The 15401-nt window shown below is 62.8% G+C and carries 20 protein-coding genes; 9 read left to right on the top strand and 11 right to left on the bottom strand.

The annotated features are described in order from the left end of the window. From ytpR to infC, 7 genes are all read right to left on the bottom strand, one after another. Positions 1-798, bottom strand: a 798-nt coding sequence (gene ytpR / locus E5W87_RS25080) for a YtpR family tRNA-binding protein (protein WP_292403713.1), incomplete at its 3' end; no start/stop codon positions are given. After that, positions 795-1232 carry a GFA family protein gene (locus tag E5W87_RS25085; protein WP_292403716.1) on the bottom strand — a complete coding sequence of 146 codons (438 nt, stop codon included), beginning with the start codon at positions 1230-1232 and terminating at the stop codon, positions 795-797. The genes ytpR and E5W87_RS25085, both read right to left, overlap by 4 nt. Beyond that, positions 1229-2326 (bottom strand): phenylalanine--tRNA ligase subunit alpha, encoded by a 1098-nt coding sequence (pheS, locus tag E5W87_RS25090; RefSeq protein ID WP_292403719.1) that lies wholly within the window; start codon positions 2324-2326, stop codon positions 1229-1231. The genes E5W87_RS25085 and pheS overlap by 4 nt, the downstream gene beginning before the upstream one ends. Positions 2327-2471: 145 nt before the next feature. Continuing rightward, positions 2472-2873 (bottom strand): 50S ribosomal protein L20, encoded by a 402-nt coding sequence (gene rplT, locus E5W87_RS25095; RefSeq protein WP_006201247.1) that lies wholly within the window; start codon positions 2871-2873, stop codon positions 2472-2474. Between the two features lie 38 nt (positions 2874-2911). Beyond that, on the bottom strand, positions 2912-3115 hold the full coding sequence (rpmI, locus tag E5W87_RS25100) for a 50S ribosomal protein L35 (protein WP_006201248.1): 204 nt from the start codon (positions 3113-3115) through the stop codon (positions 2912-2914). A gap of 176 nt (positions 3116-3291) precedes the next feature. Next, positions 3292-3948 carry an isoprenylcysteine carboxylmethyltransferase family protein gene (locus tag E5W87_RS25105; RefSeq protein WP_292403723.1) on the bottom strand — a complete coding sequence of 219 codons (657 nt, stop codon included), beginning with the start codon at positions 3946-3948 and terminating at the stop codon, positions 3292-3294. Positions 3949-4094: 146 nt separating this feature from the next. Beyond that, on the bottom strand, positions 4095-4631 hold the full coding sequence (gene infC / locus E5W87_RS25110) for a translation initiation factor IF-3 (RefSeq protein WP_095484453.1): 537 nt from the start codon (positions 4629-4631) through the stop codon (positions 4095-4097). 212 nt (positions 4632-4843) lie between these two features. Between infC and E5W87_RS25115 the strand changes: the two genes are divergently transcribed. The 4 genes from E5W87_RS25115 (at position 4844) to E5W87_RS25130 (ending at position 8219) form a co-directional block, all read left to right on the top strand. Next, entirely contained in the window at positions 4844-5608 is a 765-nt protein-coding gene (locus E5W87_RS25115) for an alpha/beta hydrolase (protein ID WP_292403726.1), read from the top strand. A 4-nt stretch (positions 5609-5612) separates the two neighbouring features. Beyond that, positions 5613-6755: a benzoate/H(+) symporter BenE family transporter gene (locus tag E5W87_RS25120; protein WP_292403728.1), complete on the top strand. Its 1143-nt coding sequence runs from the start codon at positions 5613-5615 to the stop codon at positions 6753-6755. 117 nt (positions 6756-6872) lie between these two features. Beyond that, positions 6873-7361, top strand: a complete 489-nt coding sequence (locus E5W87_RS25125; RefSeq protein WP_292403730.1) for a DUF2852 domain-containing protein — start codon at positions 6873-6875, stop codon at positions 7359-7361. A 99-nt stretch (positions 7362-7460) separates the two neighbouring features. Next, positions 7461-8219 (top strand): M48 family metallopeptidase, encoded by a 759-nt coding sequence (locus tag E5W87_RS25130; RefSeq protein ID WP_292403734.1) that lies wholly within the window; start codon positions 7461-7463, stop codon positions 8217-8219. 9 nt (positions 8220-8228) lie between these two features. Here E5W87_RS25130 and E5W87_RS25135 read toward each other — a convergent pair whose 3' ends face one another. Beyond that, positions 8229-8447: a hypothetical protein gene (locus E5W87_RS25135; RefSeq protein ID WP_292403737.1), complete on the bottom strand. Its 219-nt coding sequence runs from the start codon at positions 8445-8447 to the stop codon at positions 8229-8231. Positions 8448-8557: 110 nt separating this feature from the next. On the opposite strand from E5W87_RS25135, the gene E5W87_RS25140 reads away from it, so the two are divergent. The 5 genes from E5W87_RS25140 (at position 8558) to E5W87_RS25160 (ending at position 13756) form a co-directional block, all read left to right on the top strand. Beyond that, positions 8558-9217, top strand: a complete 660-nt coding sequence (locus E5W87_RS25140) for a phosphoribosylanthranilate isomerase (RefSeq protein WP_292403759.1) — start codon at positions 8558-8560, stop codon at positions 9215-9217. A 33-nt stretch (positions 9218-9250) separates the two neighbouring features. Next, on the top strand, positions 9251-10501 hold the full coding sequence (trpB, locus tag E5W87_RS25145; RefSeq protein ID WP_292403739.1) for a tryptophan synthase subunit beta: 1251 nt from the start codon (positions 9251-9253) through the stop codon (positions 10499-10501). Positions 10502-10503: 2 nt separating this feature from the next. Then, positions 10504-11346 carry a tryptophan synthase subunit alpha gene (trpA, locus tag E5W87_RS25150; protein ID WP_292403742.1) on the top strand — a complete coding sequence of 281 codons (843 nt, stop codon included), beginning with the start codon at positions 10504-10506 and terminating at the stop codon, positions 11344-11346. 95 nt (positions 11347-11441) lie between these two features. Further along, positions 11442-12368 carry an acetyl-CoA carboxylase, carboxyltransferase subunit beta gene (gene accD, locus E5W87_RS25155; protein WP_292403746.1) on the top strand — a complete coding sequence of 309 codons (927 nt, stop codon included), beginning with the start codon at positions 11442-11444 and terminating at the stop codon, positions 12366-12368. Between the two features lie 62 nt (positions 12369-12430). Next, positions 12431-13756 (top strand): folylpolyglutamate synthase/dihydrofolate synthase family protein, encoded by a 1326-nt coding sequence (locus E5W87_RS25160; RefSeq protein WP_292403750.1) that lies wholly within the window; start codon positions 12431-12433, stop codon positions 13754-13756. Positions 13757-14043: 287 nt separating this feature from the next. Here the strand turns inward: E5W87_RS25160 and E5W87_RS25165 are convergent, their stop codons facing one another. The 3 genes from E5W87_RS25165 to E5W87_RS25175 all read right to left on the bottom strand — a co-directional run. After that, positions 14044-14325, bottom strand: a complete 282-nt coding sequence (locus E5W87_RS25165) for a cupin domain-containing protein (RefSeq protein WP_292403753.1) — start codon at positions 14323-14325, stop codon at positions 14044-14046. A 129-nt stretch (positions 14326-14454) separates the two neighbouring features. Continuing rightward, on the bottom strand, positions 14455-14778 hold the full coding sequence (gene trxA / locus E5W87_RS25170) for a thioredoxin (RefSeq protein ID WP_027152031.1): 324 nt from the start codon (positions 14776-14778) through the stop codon (positions 14455-14457). A gap of 74 nt (positions 14779-14852) precedes the next feature. Continuing rightward, the coding region (locus E5W87_RS25175; RefSeq protein WP_292403756.1) for a PD-(D/E)XK nuclease family protein at positions 14853-15401 on the bottom strand (549 nt) is incomplete at its 5' end.

Genomic DNA, 15401 nt, shown 5'->3' on the forward strand with positions numbered 1-15401 from the left:
CACATGCAAGGGCCGGCCGCGGTCGAAGGTCACGTAGTTCGTGATGTCGACCAGCGCGCTGATCGGCCTCAGACCGATGGCGATCAGCCTTTGCTGCAGCCATTTCGGCGACGGGCCGTTTTTCACGCCGCGCACCAGGCGCAGCGCAAAACCGGGGCAGAGTTCCGGCGCCTCGATCGTCACCTTGACCGGGATCTCGCCCTTGCCGGGGATCGCCTCGACCGGCGCGCTCTTCAGCGTACCGAGCCCGCTCGCCGCCAGATCGCGGGCGATGCCATAGACGCTGGTCGCATCGGGCCGGTTCGGCGTCAAATTGATCTCGATCATCGGGTCGTCCAGATGCGCATAGGCGGCGAAGCTAGTGCCGACCGGCGCATCTTCCGGCAAGTCGATGATGCCGTCATGCTCTTCGGAAAGCTCGAGCTCGCGCTCGGAGCACATCATGCCGTGGCTTTCGACGCCCCTGATCTTGCCGACCGTAAGTGTCACGTCGATGCCCGGAATATAGACGCCGGGCGCCGCAAAGGCGCCGATCAGGCCCGCGCGGGCGTTCGGCGCGCCGCAGACGACCTGCACCGGTGGCTTGCCGTCGCCGGTATCGACCGTCAGCACACGCAGCCGATCGGCATCGGGATGCTGCACCGCCGTCAGCACCTTGGCGATGACGAAGGGCTTCAAGCTCGCCTTGTCGTCGACATGCTCGACTTCGAGGCCGATCGAGGTCAGCCGCTCGACGATTTCGGCCAGCGAGGCGTCGGTCTCGAGGTGGTCCTTGAGCCAGGAGAGGGTGAATTTCATGACTGTGTTCCGTCTGGTCTTTGCCCGTCTGGCCTGGGCACGCTGGTCTTCAGATGGCGCGGCAAGTCGTCCGGCATGTGCACGAAGGGAAGCTGCTCGCGTACATGGGCGTGGTGCGACGGCTTGAAATAGGCCGGCATGTCCATGGCGCCGAGCATGAAATAGATGTGGTCGGCCAACCGCTCGTCGACATAGGCGATCGGTGAACCGCAGACGCCGCAAAACGAGCGCGTCACCGACCCGTTCTCGAACATCTTCAGCGCCTTGCCCGTGAAGGCGACCTGCTCGGTCAGGAACCCGACAAAGGCCGACACCGGCGCGCCGCTGGCCCGCCGGCAATCGCCGCAATGGCAATAGCTGACATGGTGCGGTTCGGCCGAAGCCTCGAACCGCACGGCGCCGCAGCGGCAGCCGCCGGTGTGGGCCGCTGTCATGCGCTCAAGCCTGCGAATAGCGTCGGCATGTCGAGCGGCCGGAAGCCGTAATGCGACAGCCAGCGCACATCGGCGTCGAAGAAGGCGCGCAGGTCCGGCATGCCGTATTTCAGCATGGCGATGCGATCGATGCCCATGCCCCAGGCAAAGCCCTGGTACTCGTCGGGATCGAGCCCGCCATATCTCAGCACATTGGGATGAACCATGCCGCAGCCGAGGATCTCCATCCAGTCGGAGCCTTCGCCGAAGCGCACCTCGCCAGGCCGCGAACGGTCGCACTGGATGTCGACCTCCATGCTGGGTTCGGTGAACGGGAAGAAGGACGGCCGGAAGCGCATCTTGACCTGTGGCACCTCGAAGAAGGCCTTGCAGAACTCCTCGAGCACCCATTTCATGTTGGCGACGTTGGCTGATCTGTCGATCACCAGCCCCTCGACCTGATGGAACATCGGCGAATGGGTGGCATCGGAATCCTGCCGGTAGGTTTTTCCGGGAATGACAATGCGGATCGGCGGCTTCTGCACCTCCATGGTGCGGATCTGCACCGGCGAGGTGTGGGTGCGCAAAAGCTTGCGTTCGCCCTTCTCATCCGGCTGGAAGAAAAAGGTGTCGTGCATCTCGCGCGCCGGATGGCCTTCCGGGAAGTTCAGCGCGGTGAAATTGTAGTAATCGGTCTCGATATCGGGACCTTCGGCGATGGCGAAACCGAGGTCGCCGAAGATCGCGGCGATCTCGTCGCTGACCTGGCTGATCGGATGGATGCGGCCGCGCTCGGCCGGCGATTGCCGCACCGGCAACGTCACATCGACCTTTTCCGCCGCGAGCCGTGCCGCGATCGCCGCGTCCTTCAGCTCGGCGCGGCGCGCGGTGAGCGCCTCGGTGATGCGGTTCTTGAGGCCGTTGATAGCCGGGCCCTTTATCTGGCGCTCTTCTGCGCTCATCGAGCCGAGCGTCTTCAGCATTTCGGAGACCGAGCCCTTCTTGCCGAGCGCTGAAACACGCACGGCTTCGATCGCAGCCTCGTCGGTGGCCGACGCAATGTCGGCAAGCAGCGAGCCTTCCAGAACTTCAAGATTTCCAGCAGTGGCGTTCACGGCGAAACTCTCTTGATCGGGCAACCGGCACCATTTTGGTTCCATGTCACCATTTTGGTTACATCAGGGTCAAAGAAAACCCGCGCCAGCCGTGCCAGCGCGGGTTCCCCAAAATCAGAATTGCGAATGCTTGGGAAGCGCTGGCTTAGGCGACAGCGCTTTCAAAAGCGTTCGGCGTGGTGTTCTTGAGGTATTCGAGCGCGACCTTGGCCTTGGCCACAAGGGCGGCGAATGCCTGCGGCTCATGGATGGCCATGTCCGACAGGATCTTGCGGTCGATCTCGATGCCGGCCTTGTTGAGGCCGTCAATGAAGCGGCCATAGGTCAGGCCATGCTCGTGGGTCGCGGCATTGATGCGCTGGATCCACAGCGCGCGGAACGAGCGCTTGCGGTTCTTGCGGTCGCGGTAGGCATACTGCAGCGACTTTTCCACCGCCTGCTTGGCGATGCGGATGGTGTTCTTGCGGCGGCCGTAGAAACCCTTGGCGGCTTTCAGGACCTTTTTGTGCTTGGCGTGCGAGGTGACGCCTCTTTTTACGCGTGCCATGTCATGATCTCCTTAAAACGCTGTCCAGACCGAATGCCTTAGAGGCCGTTCGGCAGAAAATTCTTGATGACCTTCTTGCCATCCGGTTCAGCCAGAACCATCGTGCCGCGGGCATTTCGAATGAACTTGTTGGAACGCTTGATCATGCCGTGACGCTTGCCGGCCGCAGCCGACAGGACTTTACCCGTACCTGTGATCTTGAACCGCTTTTTGGCGGCCGATTTGGTCTTCATCTTGGGCATTTTGCTACTCCATTTATATGCGCATCATCGCGCTTTTTGTTCGCTTCAGGCCGACCAAAGCCCGAAAAGCAAATGAAACCGCCACGGCATGCCCTGCCGGGCGGTTTTTGGGAACGGCGGTCCTATACGTCAAAGCGGGCCGGCGCGCAACACCCAGTGCTCAGCAACACTACTGCTTATGGGAAACGGAACAGCACCGGCAGTATGCCCGACTGTTGGGCACCGTCGATCAATTCGAAAAACGGCAAGGCACCGAGGAACACCAAGCCGTCCAGCAGCGTCGTGCGCAGCAGGCGCGGCTTGAAGCTGCCGGTGTCGCCTTCGTGGTACAGCGAAAGCTTCGGGAAGAAGCGCGGCACCCGTGCCATATAGGCCGTGAATGGAGTGCCGAGGGCCTCCTTCAGGAACTTTTCTTCGCGCAGGATGACGACATGAAAGGCGGCGGCGCAGATCACCGCGAAACCGATCGTCGCGGTGATCGAGCCGATCTGCGCGCCGACGCCGGCGGCAGCCATCGAGGAGAAGACATAGAGCGGATTGCGGGTGATCGAATAGGGTCCGCCGGTAACCACCTCGGAGGATTTGCGTCCGCCAATATAAAGCGTCGACCACAAGCGCCCGGCAATGCCGAGAAAGATCAGCAGGATGCCGACCATTTCGATCGTTTCGTGCGGCACGCTTTCGGGAGGAAAAGCAGACTGGCCAAACAGCAGCGCCGCGAACATGACGACCACGAGCGCGGCAAGCACCATTCTGCGCGTGTGCTGATAGCTGCCCAGCGAAGGCCTGGCCTGCTCTCGTTCGGTCCGCGCAGATTCAACTTTATTGAGCATGTCGGGAATCCGATCGTCGAGGAACTTGCGGTGATCCAGCGTCTGGCAAAGAAAACAGGCGCCCCCGCCGATCGCCGGGACGCCTTGCAGGATGATTCAGGCGAATTTAATGCAGTCGCCCAAAAGCCAGTCCTCGGACTCGCGCTTTAGCGGGGCGCCAGCACCATCATCATCTGGCGGCCTTCGAGCTTCGGTTCGGCTTCGACCTTGGCGATGGGGGCCACTTCCTCGCGAACCTTGTTCAGAAGCTGCATGCCGAGTTCCATATGCGCCATCTCGCGGCCGCGAAAGCGCAATGTCAGCTTGACCTTGTCACCTTCCTCGAAAAACCGCCGGACCGCTTTCATCTTGGTCTCGTAATCATGGCTGTCGATGTTCGGGCGCATCTTGATCTCCTTGATCTCGATGACCTTCTGGTTCTTGCGCGCCTCGGCCGCCTTCTTCTGGTTGGCGTATTTCAACTTGCCGAGATCGAGGATTTTTACGACGGGCGGCACTGCGTTGGGCGATATCTCGACCAGATCGAGCCCAGCCTCTTCGGCGAGCAGCAATGCGTCGTTGATGGAGACATCGCCGTGGTTCTGGCCTTCGGCGTCGATAAGCTGGACCCGGGGGACCCGGATGTCACGGTTGGAGCGCGGGCCCTCCTTGGTGGGCGCCGTTGCTTTGAAAGGTCTGCGAATGGTCGTGGTCTCCTTGAGCCGTTTCGTTCAGGGTTTTCAGTTCAGATTTGTGAACGCGCCAATGTGGTGAGCGCGCGGCCGGAGTCAATAGCACAGCGTTCACAGGAAATCACCTGTTCCCTGACTGCAGCCCTGCACCAAACGAAGAAAGTTGCCGAGCACTTTTCGTTGAACCGCCAGCTGTGTCAAAAGACCTGCGTGAGGAGTTAGCCATGACCGCACCGGTTTTTCTCGACGTCGACGGAACCAGCATCGCTGTCAGGCGCGCTGCGGGTGCTGGGCCGGGCATTGTCTGGCTCGGCGGCTACAAGTCGGACATGCTGGGCACCAAGGCCGAGAAGCTGTCGGAGTGGGCGAGCGGGCAAGGCCGTGCTTTCTTGCGCCATGATTATTCCGGCCATGGCGAATCGGGTGGCGCCTTTGCCGACGGCACCATCTCGAAATGGCTTTCGCAGAGCCTCGCTGTCTTGCGCCATTTTACACAAGGCAGGCAAATCCTGGTCGGCTCGTCGATGGGCGCATGGATCGCGCTGCGCATGGTTCAGGAATTGCACAAGGCAGGCGAGAACCGCATCGCCGGTCTGGTGCTTCTGGCTCCGGCGCCGGATTTCACCGCCGAGCTGGTCGAGCCGGCACTGACCAAAGCGCAGAAGCGAGACCTTGCCAAAAAGGGTTTTTTCGAGGAGCCGTCGGACTATTCGGCCGAGCCCTACATCTATACCCGGGAGCTGATCGAAGACGGCCGCAACAACCTGACAATGACCGGGCCGATCGACACCCATTGCCCCGTCCACATATTGCAAGGGCTGGCCGACGCCGACGTGCCGTCGAGCCATGCGCTGAAACTGGTCGGCCTGCTGCCGGCCGACGACGTCACGCTGTCGCTGATCCCCGACGGCGACCACCGCCTGTCGCGGCCGCAGGATCTCGACATGCTGGTGCGGGCGGTCGACACCATGGTGCGGCAGGCGGGGTAGAGACATGCGCATTTCCATTCCAGTATCCGCCTTCGTCGCGGCGATCGTCGGCTTCGGCGGTACGCTCGCCATCGTCATCGCCGCCGCCAAGGCGGTCGGCGCGACGCAGGTCGAAACCGCGAGCTGGGTGACGGCGATCTGCCTCGCCATGGCGATCGAGAGCCTGTGGCTGTCATGGCGCACCAGAATGCCGATCATCGCTGCATGGTCGACGCCGGGGGTGGCGCTGATCGCGGCATCGAGCGGCTTTTCGATCGGCGAGGCCGTCGGCGCCTTCATCGTCACCGGGATTTTGCTGATCGCCACCGGCCTGTTCAAGCCTTTGACCAAGCTGATCGCCAGGATACCGGCCTCGGTCGCGTCGGGAATGCTGGCCGGCATCGTCGTCACCTTCGCCATCAACGCGGTGAAGGCCATTCCGCTCGACCCGTGGCTGATCCTGCCGCTGATCGCCGCCTTCTTTGTCATCCGCTTGTTCAATCCGGCGCTCTCGGTGCTGGCGGTGCTGATCGGCGGCGGCGCTGCCGCCTTTCTCACCGGCCGGGTCGGCGGCCTGCCGACCCCGGAGCTTTCGACTTTGACGCTGATTGCGCCGCAGTTCACCGTCACGGCGATCATCGGCCTGGCGCTGCCGCTTTACCTGGTCACCATGGCCTCGCAGAACCTGTCCGGCCTCGCCGTGCTGAGAGCCGCGGGCTATCACCCAGACGCCGGCCCGCTGATCGGCGTCACCGGCCTGCTTTCGCTGCTGTCTGCGCCGTTCGGGGCCTCGACCACCAATCTGGCGGCGATCTCGGCGGCAATCTGCACCGGCCCCGACGTGCATCCCGATCCGGGCGAGCGCTGGAAGACCGGCCCCTTCTACGCGCTTGCCTATCTCGTCTTCGCCATTTTCGGCGCCTCGCTGGTGGCGATCTTCGCCGTGCTGCCGCAGAGCCTGATCGTGCTGGTGGCCGGGCTGGCGCTGATGGCGCCGCTCGCCAACGCGCTGTCGATCGCCCTGAAGGAAGACGGCGAGCGCATGGCCGCCACCGTCACCTTTGCCGTCACCGCCTCGGGGCTGACGCTGTTCGGCGTCGGCGCGGCGTTCTGGGGCCTGATTGCGGGCCTGGTCGTTCTTTTCCTCGAAACGCTCAAAAAGCGATAATCATTTCAGATGCTTGTCCGGTTTTGGCTGACACTGTCTTGAATCGCCGTTTTTCCCATCCCATTTCGATTCTACGCAGCCAGGATTGGCTGTCTCCAACTGAAGGATTGGGAGAAAATGAACACATCTGCATTGATCCGTCCGGCCTGGACGCCGGCAACCATCGCACTGATGGTGATCGGCTTCATGGTGTTCTGGCCGCTCGGCCTCGCCATGCTCGCCTACATCATCTGGGGCGACCGGCTTGAAGGCTTCAAGCGCGACGTCAACCGCGCCACCGACGGTGTCTTCGCCGGCTGCCGCCGCGGTTCCGACAAGGCGGCGCGCTGGGGCCACGGCTCTGCCCGCACCGGCAACGTCGCTTTCGACGACTGGCGCGAAAAGGAACTCGAGCGGCTCAATGAAGAGCGCCGCAAGCTCGACGAGATGCTGAGCGAGTTCGACGAATATGCCAGGGAATTGCGTCGCGCCAAGGACCAGGAAGAGTTCGACCGCTTCATGGCGAACCGCAACAAGTCGACGTCGCCTACAACCGGTGGATCAACCGGTTCGACGGGGACCGGCAAACGCGGTGGCAAATCCACGCCAGGCCTACTGGACGAGTAAGGCACTTGCCCCGATAAATAATTAAAAAACGGCGTCGCGTCAGCGGCGCCGTTTCTTTTATGTTCTATTCGTTTTCCTCGAATCACGTATCGTCCCGCCATGTCATTCGGCTTCTTCCGCAACCTGACCAAACCCAGGCCCGCCCCCGTCGTGGAGCGAGAGCATTGTGTTGCCGGCCGCACGCTGCCGCTCAAGATCGTCGAGAGCGACCGGGCGCGGCGCCTGACGCTGCGCATCGATTCCGGCGGCCGCGGCTTGCGCATCACCGTGCCGCCGGGCCTGCGGCGGGGCGAGGTGGAAAAATTCCTGGACCGCCATCAGGACTGGCTGGAGCAGCGGCTGGCCAAGGTGCCCAACCGGCCGCAGGTGCGGCCCGGCATCAAGATACCGGTGCGCGGCGTGCCGCATCGCATTGTTCATGAGCCTTCGAAACGCGGTACCGTCACGCTGTCGTGCGACGAACGCGGTCCGCTGATGATCGTGCATGGCGAGCGCGTGCACCTGCCGCGCCGCATCGCCGATTTCCTCAAGCGCGAAGCCAAGCGCGAGATCGAGGCGCTGGTGGTCAAGCACGCCGGGGCGGTCGGCAAACGCGCCAAGGCGATCCGTTTCAAGGACACGTCGAGCCGCTGGGGATCGTGCACCTCCGACGGCAATTTGTCCTTCTCGTGGCGCATCATGATGGCGCCGCGACCGGTCATTAACTACCTCGTCGCGCATGAGGTGGCGCATCTCAAGGAGATGAACCACGGTCCGAAATTCTGGAAATTGTGCGAGCAGCTCTGCCCGGACACCGAGCGCTGCAAGGATTGGCTCAAGCGCAATGGCGGCGCGCTGCAAGCGATCATGTTCGAGTAGATCGCACGATCAATCGTCGTTGGCAGCGTTGAGCTCTTCAGGACGCAAGCCCTCGTCGGTATGGCGCGGCCATGGCAAGAAATTCTTCTCGAACCCGTCGTTGCTGAAATAGGCGAGCGCGCGGTGCGCCTCGGCGCCGTTGAAGGCAGCCTTGTCCATCAGATGCGCAATGACCTCGCGAGCCTGCGCGATCTTTTGCTTGAGTTGGGCGACGGTTTCGTCTGCCATGCTTGTTTGCTCCCGCCTGTACTATCTTAAGTAAGGTAGCGCGTTCCGCGCTGGTGGCAAATATGCGCTTTTTCTCGACTCTTTTGCCGTTTCGTGCCAATCCCCGCGCCATGGCGCTCGACATCAAGATATGCGGACTGAACACCGACAAGGCAATGGCCGCGGCATTGGCCGGCGGCGCCAGCCATGTCGGCTTTATTTTCTTCGCCAAAAGCCCGCGCTATGTCGAGCCGGCGGAAGCCGGCCGCTTGCGCGAAGCGGCGACCGGCAAGGCCAGGGCGGTCGCCGTGACGGTCGACGCCGGCGATGCGTTCCTGGACGAAATCGTCGAAAAGATGCAGCCCGACATGTTGCAGCTGCATGGTTCGGAAACGCCTGAGCGGGTGGCTGAGCTCAAGGCCCGCTATGGCCTGCCGGTGATGAAGGCGCTGTCGGTCAGCGAGGCTGCCGACCTGGAGCGGATAAAACCCTTCATCGGCATTGCCGACCGTTTCCTGTTCGATGCCAAGCCGCCGAAGGGTTCGGAACTGCCGGGCGGCAACGGCGTTGCCTTCGACTGGCACATTCTGGCCGGCCTTGACGCCGGCGTCGATTACATGCTTTCCGGTGGGCTGAACGCCGCCAATATCGGCGATGCCCTTCAGCTTGCCAACCCGTCCGGATTAGACATTTCCTCGGGCGTGGAAAGCGCGCCGGGCGTCAAGGATCCGGCGCTGATCGAACAGTTTTTCCGGGCCGTCAGGGCAGTACGCGACAACCGCGCCGCCTGACCGTGCTTCAAACCACAAGCTAGGAGATCGGCGATGGACAAGCCGGCGCTACCCAATTCCTTCCGCACCGGACCCGACGAACAGGGCATGTTCGGCATCTTCGGCGGTCGTTTCGTTGCCGAAACATTGATGCCGCTGATCCTCGACCTCGAGCGGCACTGGAACGAGGTCAAGGACGATCCGGATTTCAAGGCTGAGCTGACTGACCTTTCGACCCACTATGCCGGCCGGCCGTCGAAGCTTTATTTCGCCGAAGGCCTGACCAGGCATCTTCGTGAGGTTTCCGCGGCGAAGGGCCTCGGGGGCGGCGCGAAAGTCTATTTCAAGCGCGAGGATTTGAACCACACCGGCTCGCACAAGATCAACAATTGCCTCGGCCAGATCCTGCTGGCCAAGCGCATGGGCAAGAAGCGCATCATCGCCGAGACCGGCGCCGGCCAGCACGGCGTGGCGTCGGCCACGGTGGCGGCGCGCTTCGGCTTTCCGTGCGTCGTCTATATGGGCGCCACCGACGTCGCCCGGCAAAGCCCCAACGTCTTCCGTATGAAGCTTTTGGGCGCCGAAGTGCGGCCGGTGACCGCTGGGCACGGCACGCTGAAGGACGCCATGAACGAGGCCCTGCGCGACTGGGTGACCAATGTTGAGGACACCTATTACCTGATCGGCACCGCCGCCGGCCCGCACCCCTATCCGGAGCTGGTACGCGACTTCCAGTCGGTGATCGGCATCGAGGCGCGCGCCCAGATCCTCGAGCAGGAAGGCAGGCTGCCGGACACGATTATCGCTTGTGTCGGCGGCGGCTCGAACGCCATCGGCCTGTTCCATCCCTTCCTCGACGACAAAGAGGTCCGCATCATCGGCATCGAGGCCGGTGGCCGCGGCCTCGACGGCATCGAGCATTGCGCCTCGATGAGCGCCGGCGCGCCCGGCGTGCTGCACGGCAACCGCACCTATCTCCTGCAGAACGCCGACGGGCAGATCATGGACGGGCACTCGATCTCGGCCGGCCTCGATTATCCGGGCGTCGGGCCGGAACACTCCTGGCTGCGCGACTCCGGCCGCGTCGACTATGTGCCGATCCTGGATGACGAGGCGCTGGAGGCTTTCCAGCTGACGACGCGCGTCGAAGGCATCATTCCGGCGCTCGAATCCGCCCATGCCATTGCGCATGCGGTGAAGATCGTACCCGCCATGGACAAGGACCAGATCGTCATCGTTAACCTGTCCGGCCGCGGCGACAAGGACGTGCATACGGTGGCCAATATGCTGGGCATGGAGATCTGATCATGACCACCACCCGCATCGACCGCCGCATGGCCAAGCTGAAAGCCGAAGGCCGCCCGGCGCTTGTCACCTATTTCATGAGCGGCGACCCGGACTACGACACCGCTTTGTCGATCATGAAGGCGCTGCCCAAGGCAGGCGCCGACATCATCGAAATGGGCATGCCGTTTTCCGATCCGATGGCCGACGGCCCGGCCATCCAGGCGGCCGGCCTGCGCGCGCTGAAAGGCGGCCAGACGCTGGTCAAGACGCTGAAGATGGCGTCGGAATTCCGCGCCGGAGACAATGAAACGCCGATTGTGCTGATGGGCTACTACAATCCGATCTACATCCACGGCGTCGACCGCTTCCTGAGCGACGCGCTGGCCAGCGGCATAGACGGGCTGATCGTCGTCGACCTGCCGCCGGAAATGGACGAGGAATTGTGCATTCCGGCGCTGAAGGCCGGCATCAATTTCATCCGGCTGGCGACGCCGACCACCGACGACAAGCGCCTGCCCAAGGTGCTGCAGAACACCTCCGGCTTCGTCTACTACGTGTCGATGACCGGCATCACCGGCTCCGCACTTGCCGACACCGGCAAGGTGGCGGCGGCGGTCAGGCGCATCAAGGGCCATACCGACCTGCCGGTCTGCGTCGGCTTCGGCGTCAAGACCGCCGAGCAGGCGCGCGTAATCGGCGCCAATGCCGATGGCGTCGTCGTCGGCACCGCGATCGTCAATGCGGTCGCCAATGTTCTGGGGCCGAAGGGCGAAAAGACCGCCGACCCGGCCGAGGCAGTCGCCACGCTGGTCAGCGGGCTTTCGCAAGGCGTGCGTGCGGCTCGCCTTGCTGCCGCCGAATAGTCTTGATCTTCTGGTTGACCATGATCTTTACCGAAAACCGGTTTCCACTTTTCGGGATCATGGTCTAACTCTTCGTCAGGACAGGAGCCGAAGCGATGAACTGGATCACCAACTACGTTCGCCCGAAGATCAATTCGATGCTCGGCCGGCGTACCGACATGCCTGAGAACCTCTGGATCAAGGATCCCGAGACCGGCGAGATGGTCTTCCACAAGGATCTGGAGCAGAACCAGTTCGTCATCCCGTCCTCCGGCCACCACATGAAGATCTCGGCCAAGGAGCGGCTGAAATTCTTCTTCGACGACGGCAAATACGAGACGCTCGAAAACCCCAAGGTCGTGCAGGACCCGCTGAAATTCCGCGACGAGAAGCGCTACACCGACCGGCTGAAGGACGCCAAGGCCAAGACCGGGCTGGAAGACGCGATCATCAACGCGCTGGGCACCGTCGAGGGCCTGCCGGTGGTGGTGACCGTGCAGGACTTCGCCTTCATGGGTGGTTCGCTCGGCATGGCCGCCGGCGACGCCATCGTTCGTGGCTTCGAGGCCGCCTTGCAACGCAAGCGGCCGCTGATCCTGTTCGCGGCGTCCGGTGGCGCCCGCATGCAGGAAGGCATCCTGTCGCTCATGCAATTGCCGCGAACCACGATCGGCGTCGATCGGCTGAAGGAGGCCGGTCTTCCCTATATCGTCGTCCTGACCAACCCGACCACCGGCGGCGTCACCGCCTCCTACGCCATGCTGGGTGACGTGCACATCGCCGAGCCCGGCGCGCTGATCGGCTTTGCCGGGCCACGCGTCATCGAGCAGACCATCAGGGAAAAGCTGCCCGACGGCTTCCAGCGCTCCGAGTATCTGATGGAGCACGGCATGGTCGACATGGTGGTGTCGCGGCTGGAGATGCGCCAGACGATTGCACGGCTCCTGAAAATGCTGCTTAAGCTGCCGGAAGAGCAAAAGCCGCTGGAACCGGAAATCCTGCCGCCGGCGACGATCCCGACGGAAGCACGCCCGCAAGTCTGACGCGACATCCTTCGTCGCGAACCGCGATTGCGCGCCATCTATGGCGCGCCTAGGATTCTCCCATGACCACGCTTGCCGCCGACCGCGAAATCGAAAGCCTGATGTCGCTTCATCCGAAGGGCTTCGATCTTTCGCTCGACCGCATTTCGCGGCTGCTGGAGCGGCTGGGCAATCCGCAGGACCATCTGCCGCCCGTCATCCACATCGCCGGCACCAACGGCAAGGGCTCCTGCGCCGCGTTTTCGCGGGCGCTGCTCGAAGCGTCCGGCCACCGCGTCCATGTCCACACATCGCCTCATCTGGTGAACTGGCATGAGCGCTACCGGCTGGCCGCGGACGGCGGCGGCAGGCTGGTCGAGGACAAGGTCTTCGCGGACGCCATCGCCCGCGTCGCCAAGGCCAATGAAGGCCAGAAGATCACCGTCTTCGAAATCCTCACCGCGGTCACCTTCCTGCTGTTTTCCGAACATCCGGCGGATGCCGTCATCATCGAGGTCGGTCTCGGCGGCCGCTTCGACGCCACCAATGTCATCACCGAGTCGGCGGTGTCGGTGATCATGCCGGTCTCGCTCGATCACGAATCCTTTCTCGGCGACCGTGTCGAACTGATCGCCGCCGAAAAGGCCGGCATCATCAAGCGCGGTTGCCCGGTGGTCATCGGCGCGCAGGAAAGCGAGACGGCGCTTCAGGTGCTTATCGAAACCGCCGAGCGGCTCGACTGTCCCGCCTTCGTCTATGGCCAGGATTTCCTCGCCTTCGAGGAAAACGGCCGCATGGTCTATCAGGACGAAGACGGATTGATGGACCTGTCGCCACCGCGGCTGCCGGGTCGTCACCAGTTCGCCAATGCGGCGGCGGCGATTGCCGCGGTCAAGGCTGCGGGCTTCGAGATCAGCCATCGCGTCGCCGACAAGGCGATGGCCAATGTCGCCTGGCCGGGGCGGATGCAGAAGTTGCCGCAAGGCAGGCTGACGGAACTGGCACCGAAGGGCGCCGACATCTGGCTCGATGGCGGCCATAATCCGGGCGCCGGCGTGGTCGTCGCCGAAGCACTGGCCGAGCAGGAGGAAAAGAACCCGCGGCCGCTGTTCCTGATTTCCGGCATGATCAACACCAAGGACCAGAGCGGTTATTTCAGCGCCTTCAAGGGTCTGGTGCGGCATGTCTACACGGTACCGGTAAGCCTCAGCGAGGCCAGCGTGCCAAATGACGAACTGGCGGTCCGCGCTGTCGAGGCCGGCCTATCGGCCGAACCGGTGAGCTCCGTCGCCAATGCGCTGATGCTGCTGCGCGACACCTGGGACGGACCGCCGCCGCGCATCCTGATCAGCGGCTCGCTCTATCTGGCCGGCGCAGTGCTGGCCGAAAATGGCACGCCGCCGACCTGAAACGCGGCGCGTAAAAACGGCCTCGTGCGAGGCGCTTTCGTTTTAGATATCATCGGTTGGCGCCGCCCCTCATTGCCCTGCCGGGCATTTCTCCCCGTATAGGGACGGGGAGAAAGTTGCCGTCGCAATGATTTCGCCAACTGTCAGCGTTGCGGGAGAGGCGCCGACATTGCGGCCAATTCCCTTCTCCCCGTCCCTATACGGGGAGAAGGTGCCGGCAGGCGGATGAGGGGCAGCGCGACGTTTCTAATTTCGACAAAAGCGCGCATCGATTCAGAGCGGGTTAATCACTTCAGCTCGATCTCGATGAAGGCGTATTCGCCCTCATTGGCGCTGATGACGTCGTGCTCGACGCCTTCCTTGCGGAAATAGGGCGCACCCTTCTTCATCTCGGCAAAGGATTCGCCGTCCTTGGTCAGGAGCTTCAGCTTGCCGTCCATCAGCGGCACGATGACATAGTCGTAGCCATGACGGTGCCAGCCGGTGTTGTCACCCGGCGCGAAGCGGTATTCGGTGACGATGACGCGTTCATTGTCGATGAAGACGGTGACCTTGGCGGATCCAGTCATGGGGGTTCTCCTGTCTTTCCCAAGCAGAAGACATGGAGGCATCGCGCGCGAGGGCCAGCGGCGTTGAGCGATAACGCCAAAGAAAAGCCCGGCGCGGGGCCGGGCTTGTCTGCGGATTTTCAGGTCGGATCAGGCGAGATTGCCGTTGATCCAGTGCGACAGCGCCGTCTTCGGCGCGGCGCCAACCTTCATGTCGGCCATTTCGCCGCCCTTGAAGATCATCAGCGTCGGGATCGAGCGCACGCCGAACTGCGCGGCCAGCTCCGGATTCTCGTCGATGTTGAGCTTGGCGATCTTGACCTTGCTGCCGAGTTCGATGGCGATGTCTTCCAACGCCGGCGCGATCATCTTGCACGGGCCGCACCATTCCGCCCAGAAATCGACCACGACCGGCTCCTTGGCGTCAAGCACATCGGTCTGGAAATTGCTCTTGTCGACCTTGACGGTGGCCATGCGAAAATCCTTTCGAGAGTTATTGTCGCACCAAATGTGGTGGTGATCGTGCCCTTCTTCAAGCAGCTGTTGTGTCACGCTCCCGTGAGTCGGGCAAGGGCATCGTCCATCGCCGCCGGCGGCAGCTCGATCAGCCGTGGTGCTTCGGTAAACAGCAGCGCCGCCGAGACCTCATGCCGGGGATAAAGCGGCTGGAGCAGCGCGCGATAGAGCGCGAGCTGCAGGACATAGGCCGGCGGAACGTCCGCCAGCGCTGCTGGCGCCGGCCGGTTGGTCTTGTAGTCGACGATCGACACCTTGCCTGATGTGACCGCCAGCCGGTCGATCTTGCCGGAGATGGAGCGTAATTTGCCTTTGATCTCCAGGCTGCCCATGACCGCGACTTCGGCGCGCGACGATGATGCGAACAGCTGTTCGAAGCGGCTGTCGGCAAGGATCGCCGCCACCGAGGCCAAGGCCTTATCACGCTCGCTTTCTGGCCACTGCGACCCGGCGCGCTTGAGGTAGCGTTCCGCGGCCTCCCGCCGTTCGGCCTCGGCAATGCCGGGCAGCATCTGCAGCAATTTGTGCAGCGCCAGCCCTCGCATCACGGCAAAGCCAGGCTCCGCCTCGGTGTCCAGCAC

Source organism: Mesorhizobium sp. (assembly GCF_004962925.1).
Lineage (GTDB): Bacteria > Pseudomonadota > Alphaproteobacteria > Rhizobiales > Rhizobiaceae > Mesorhizobium.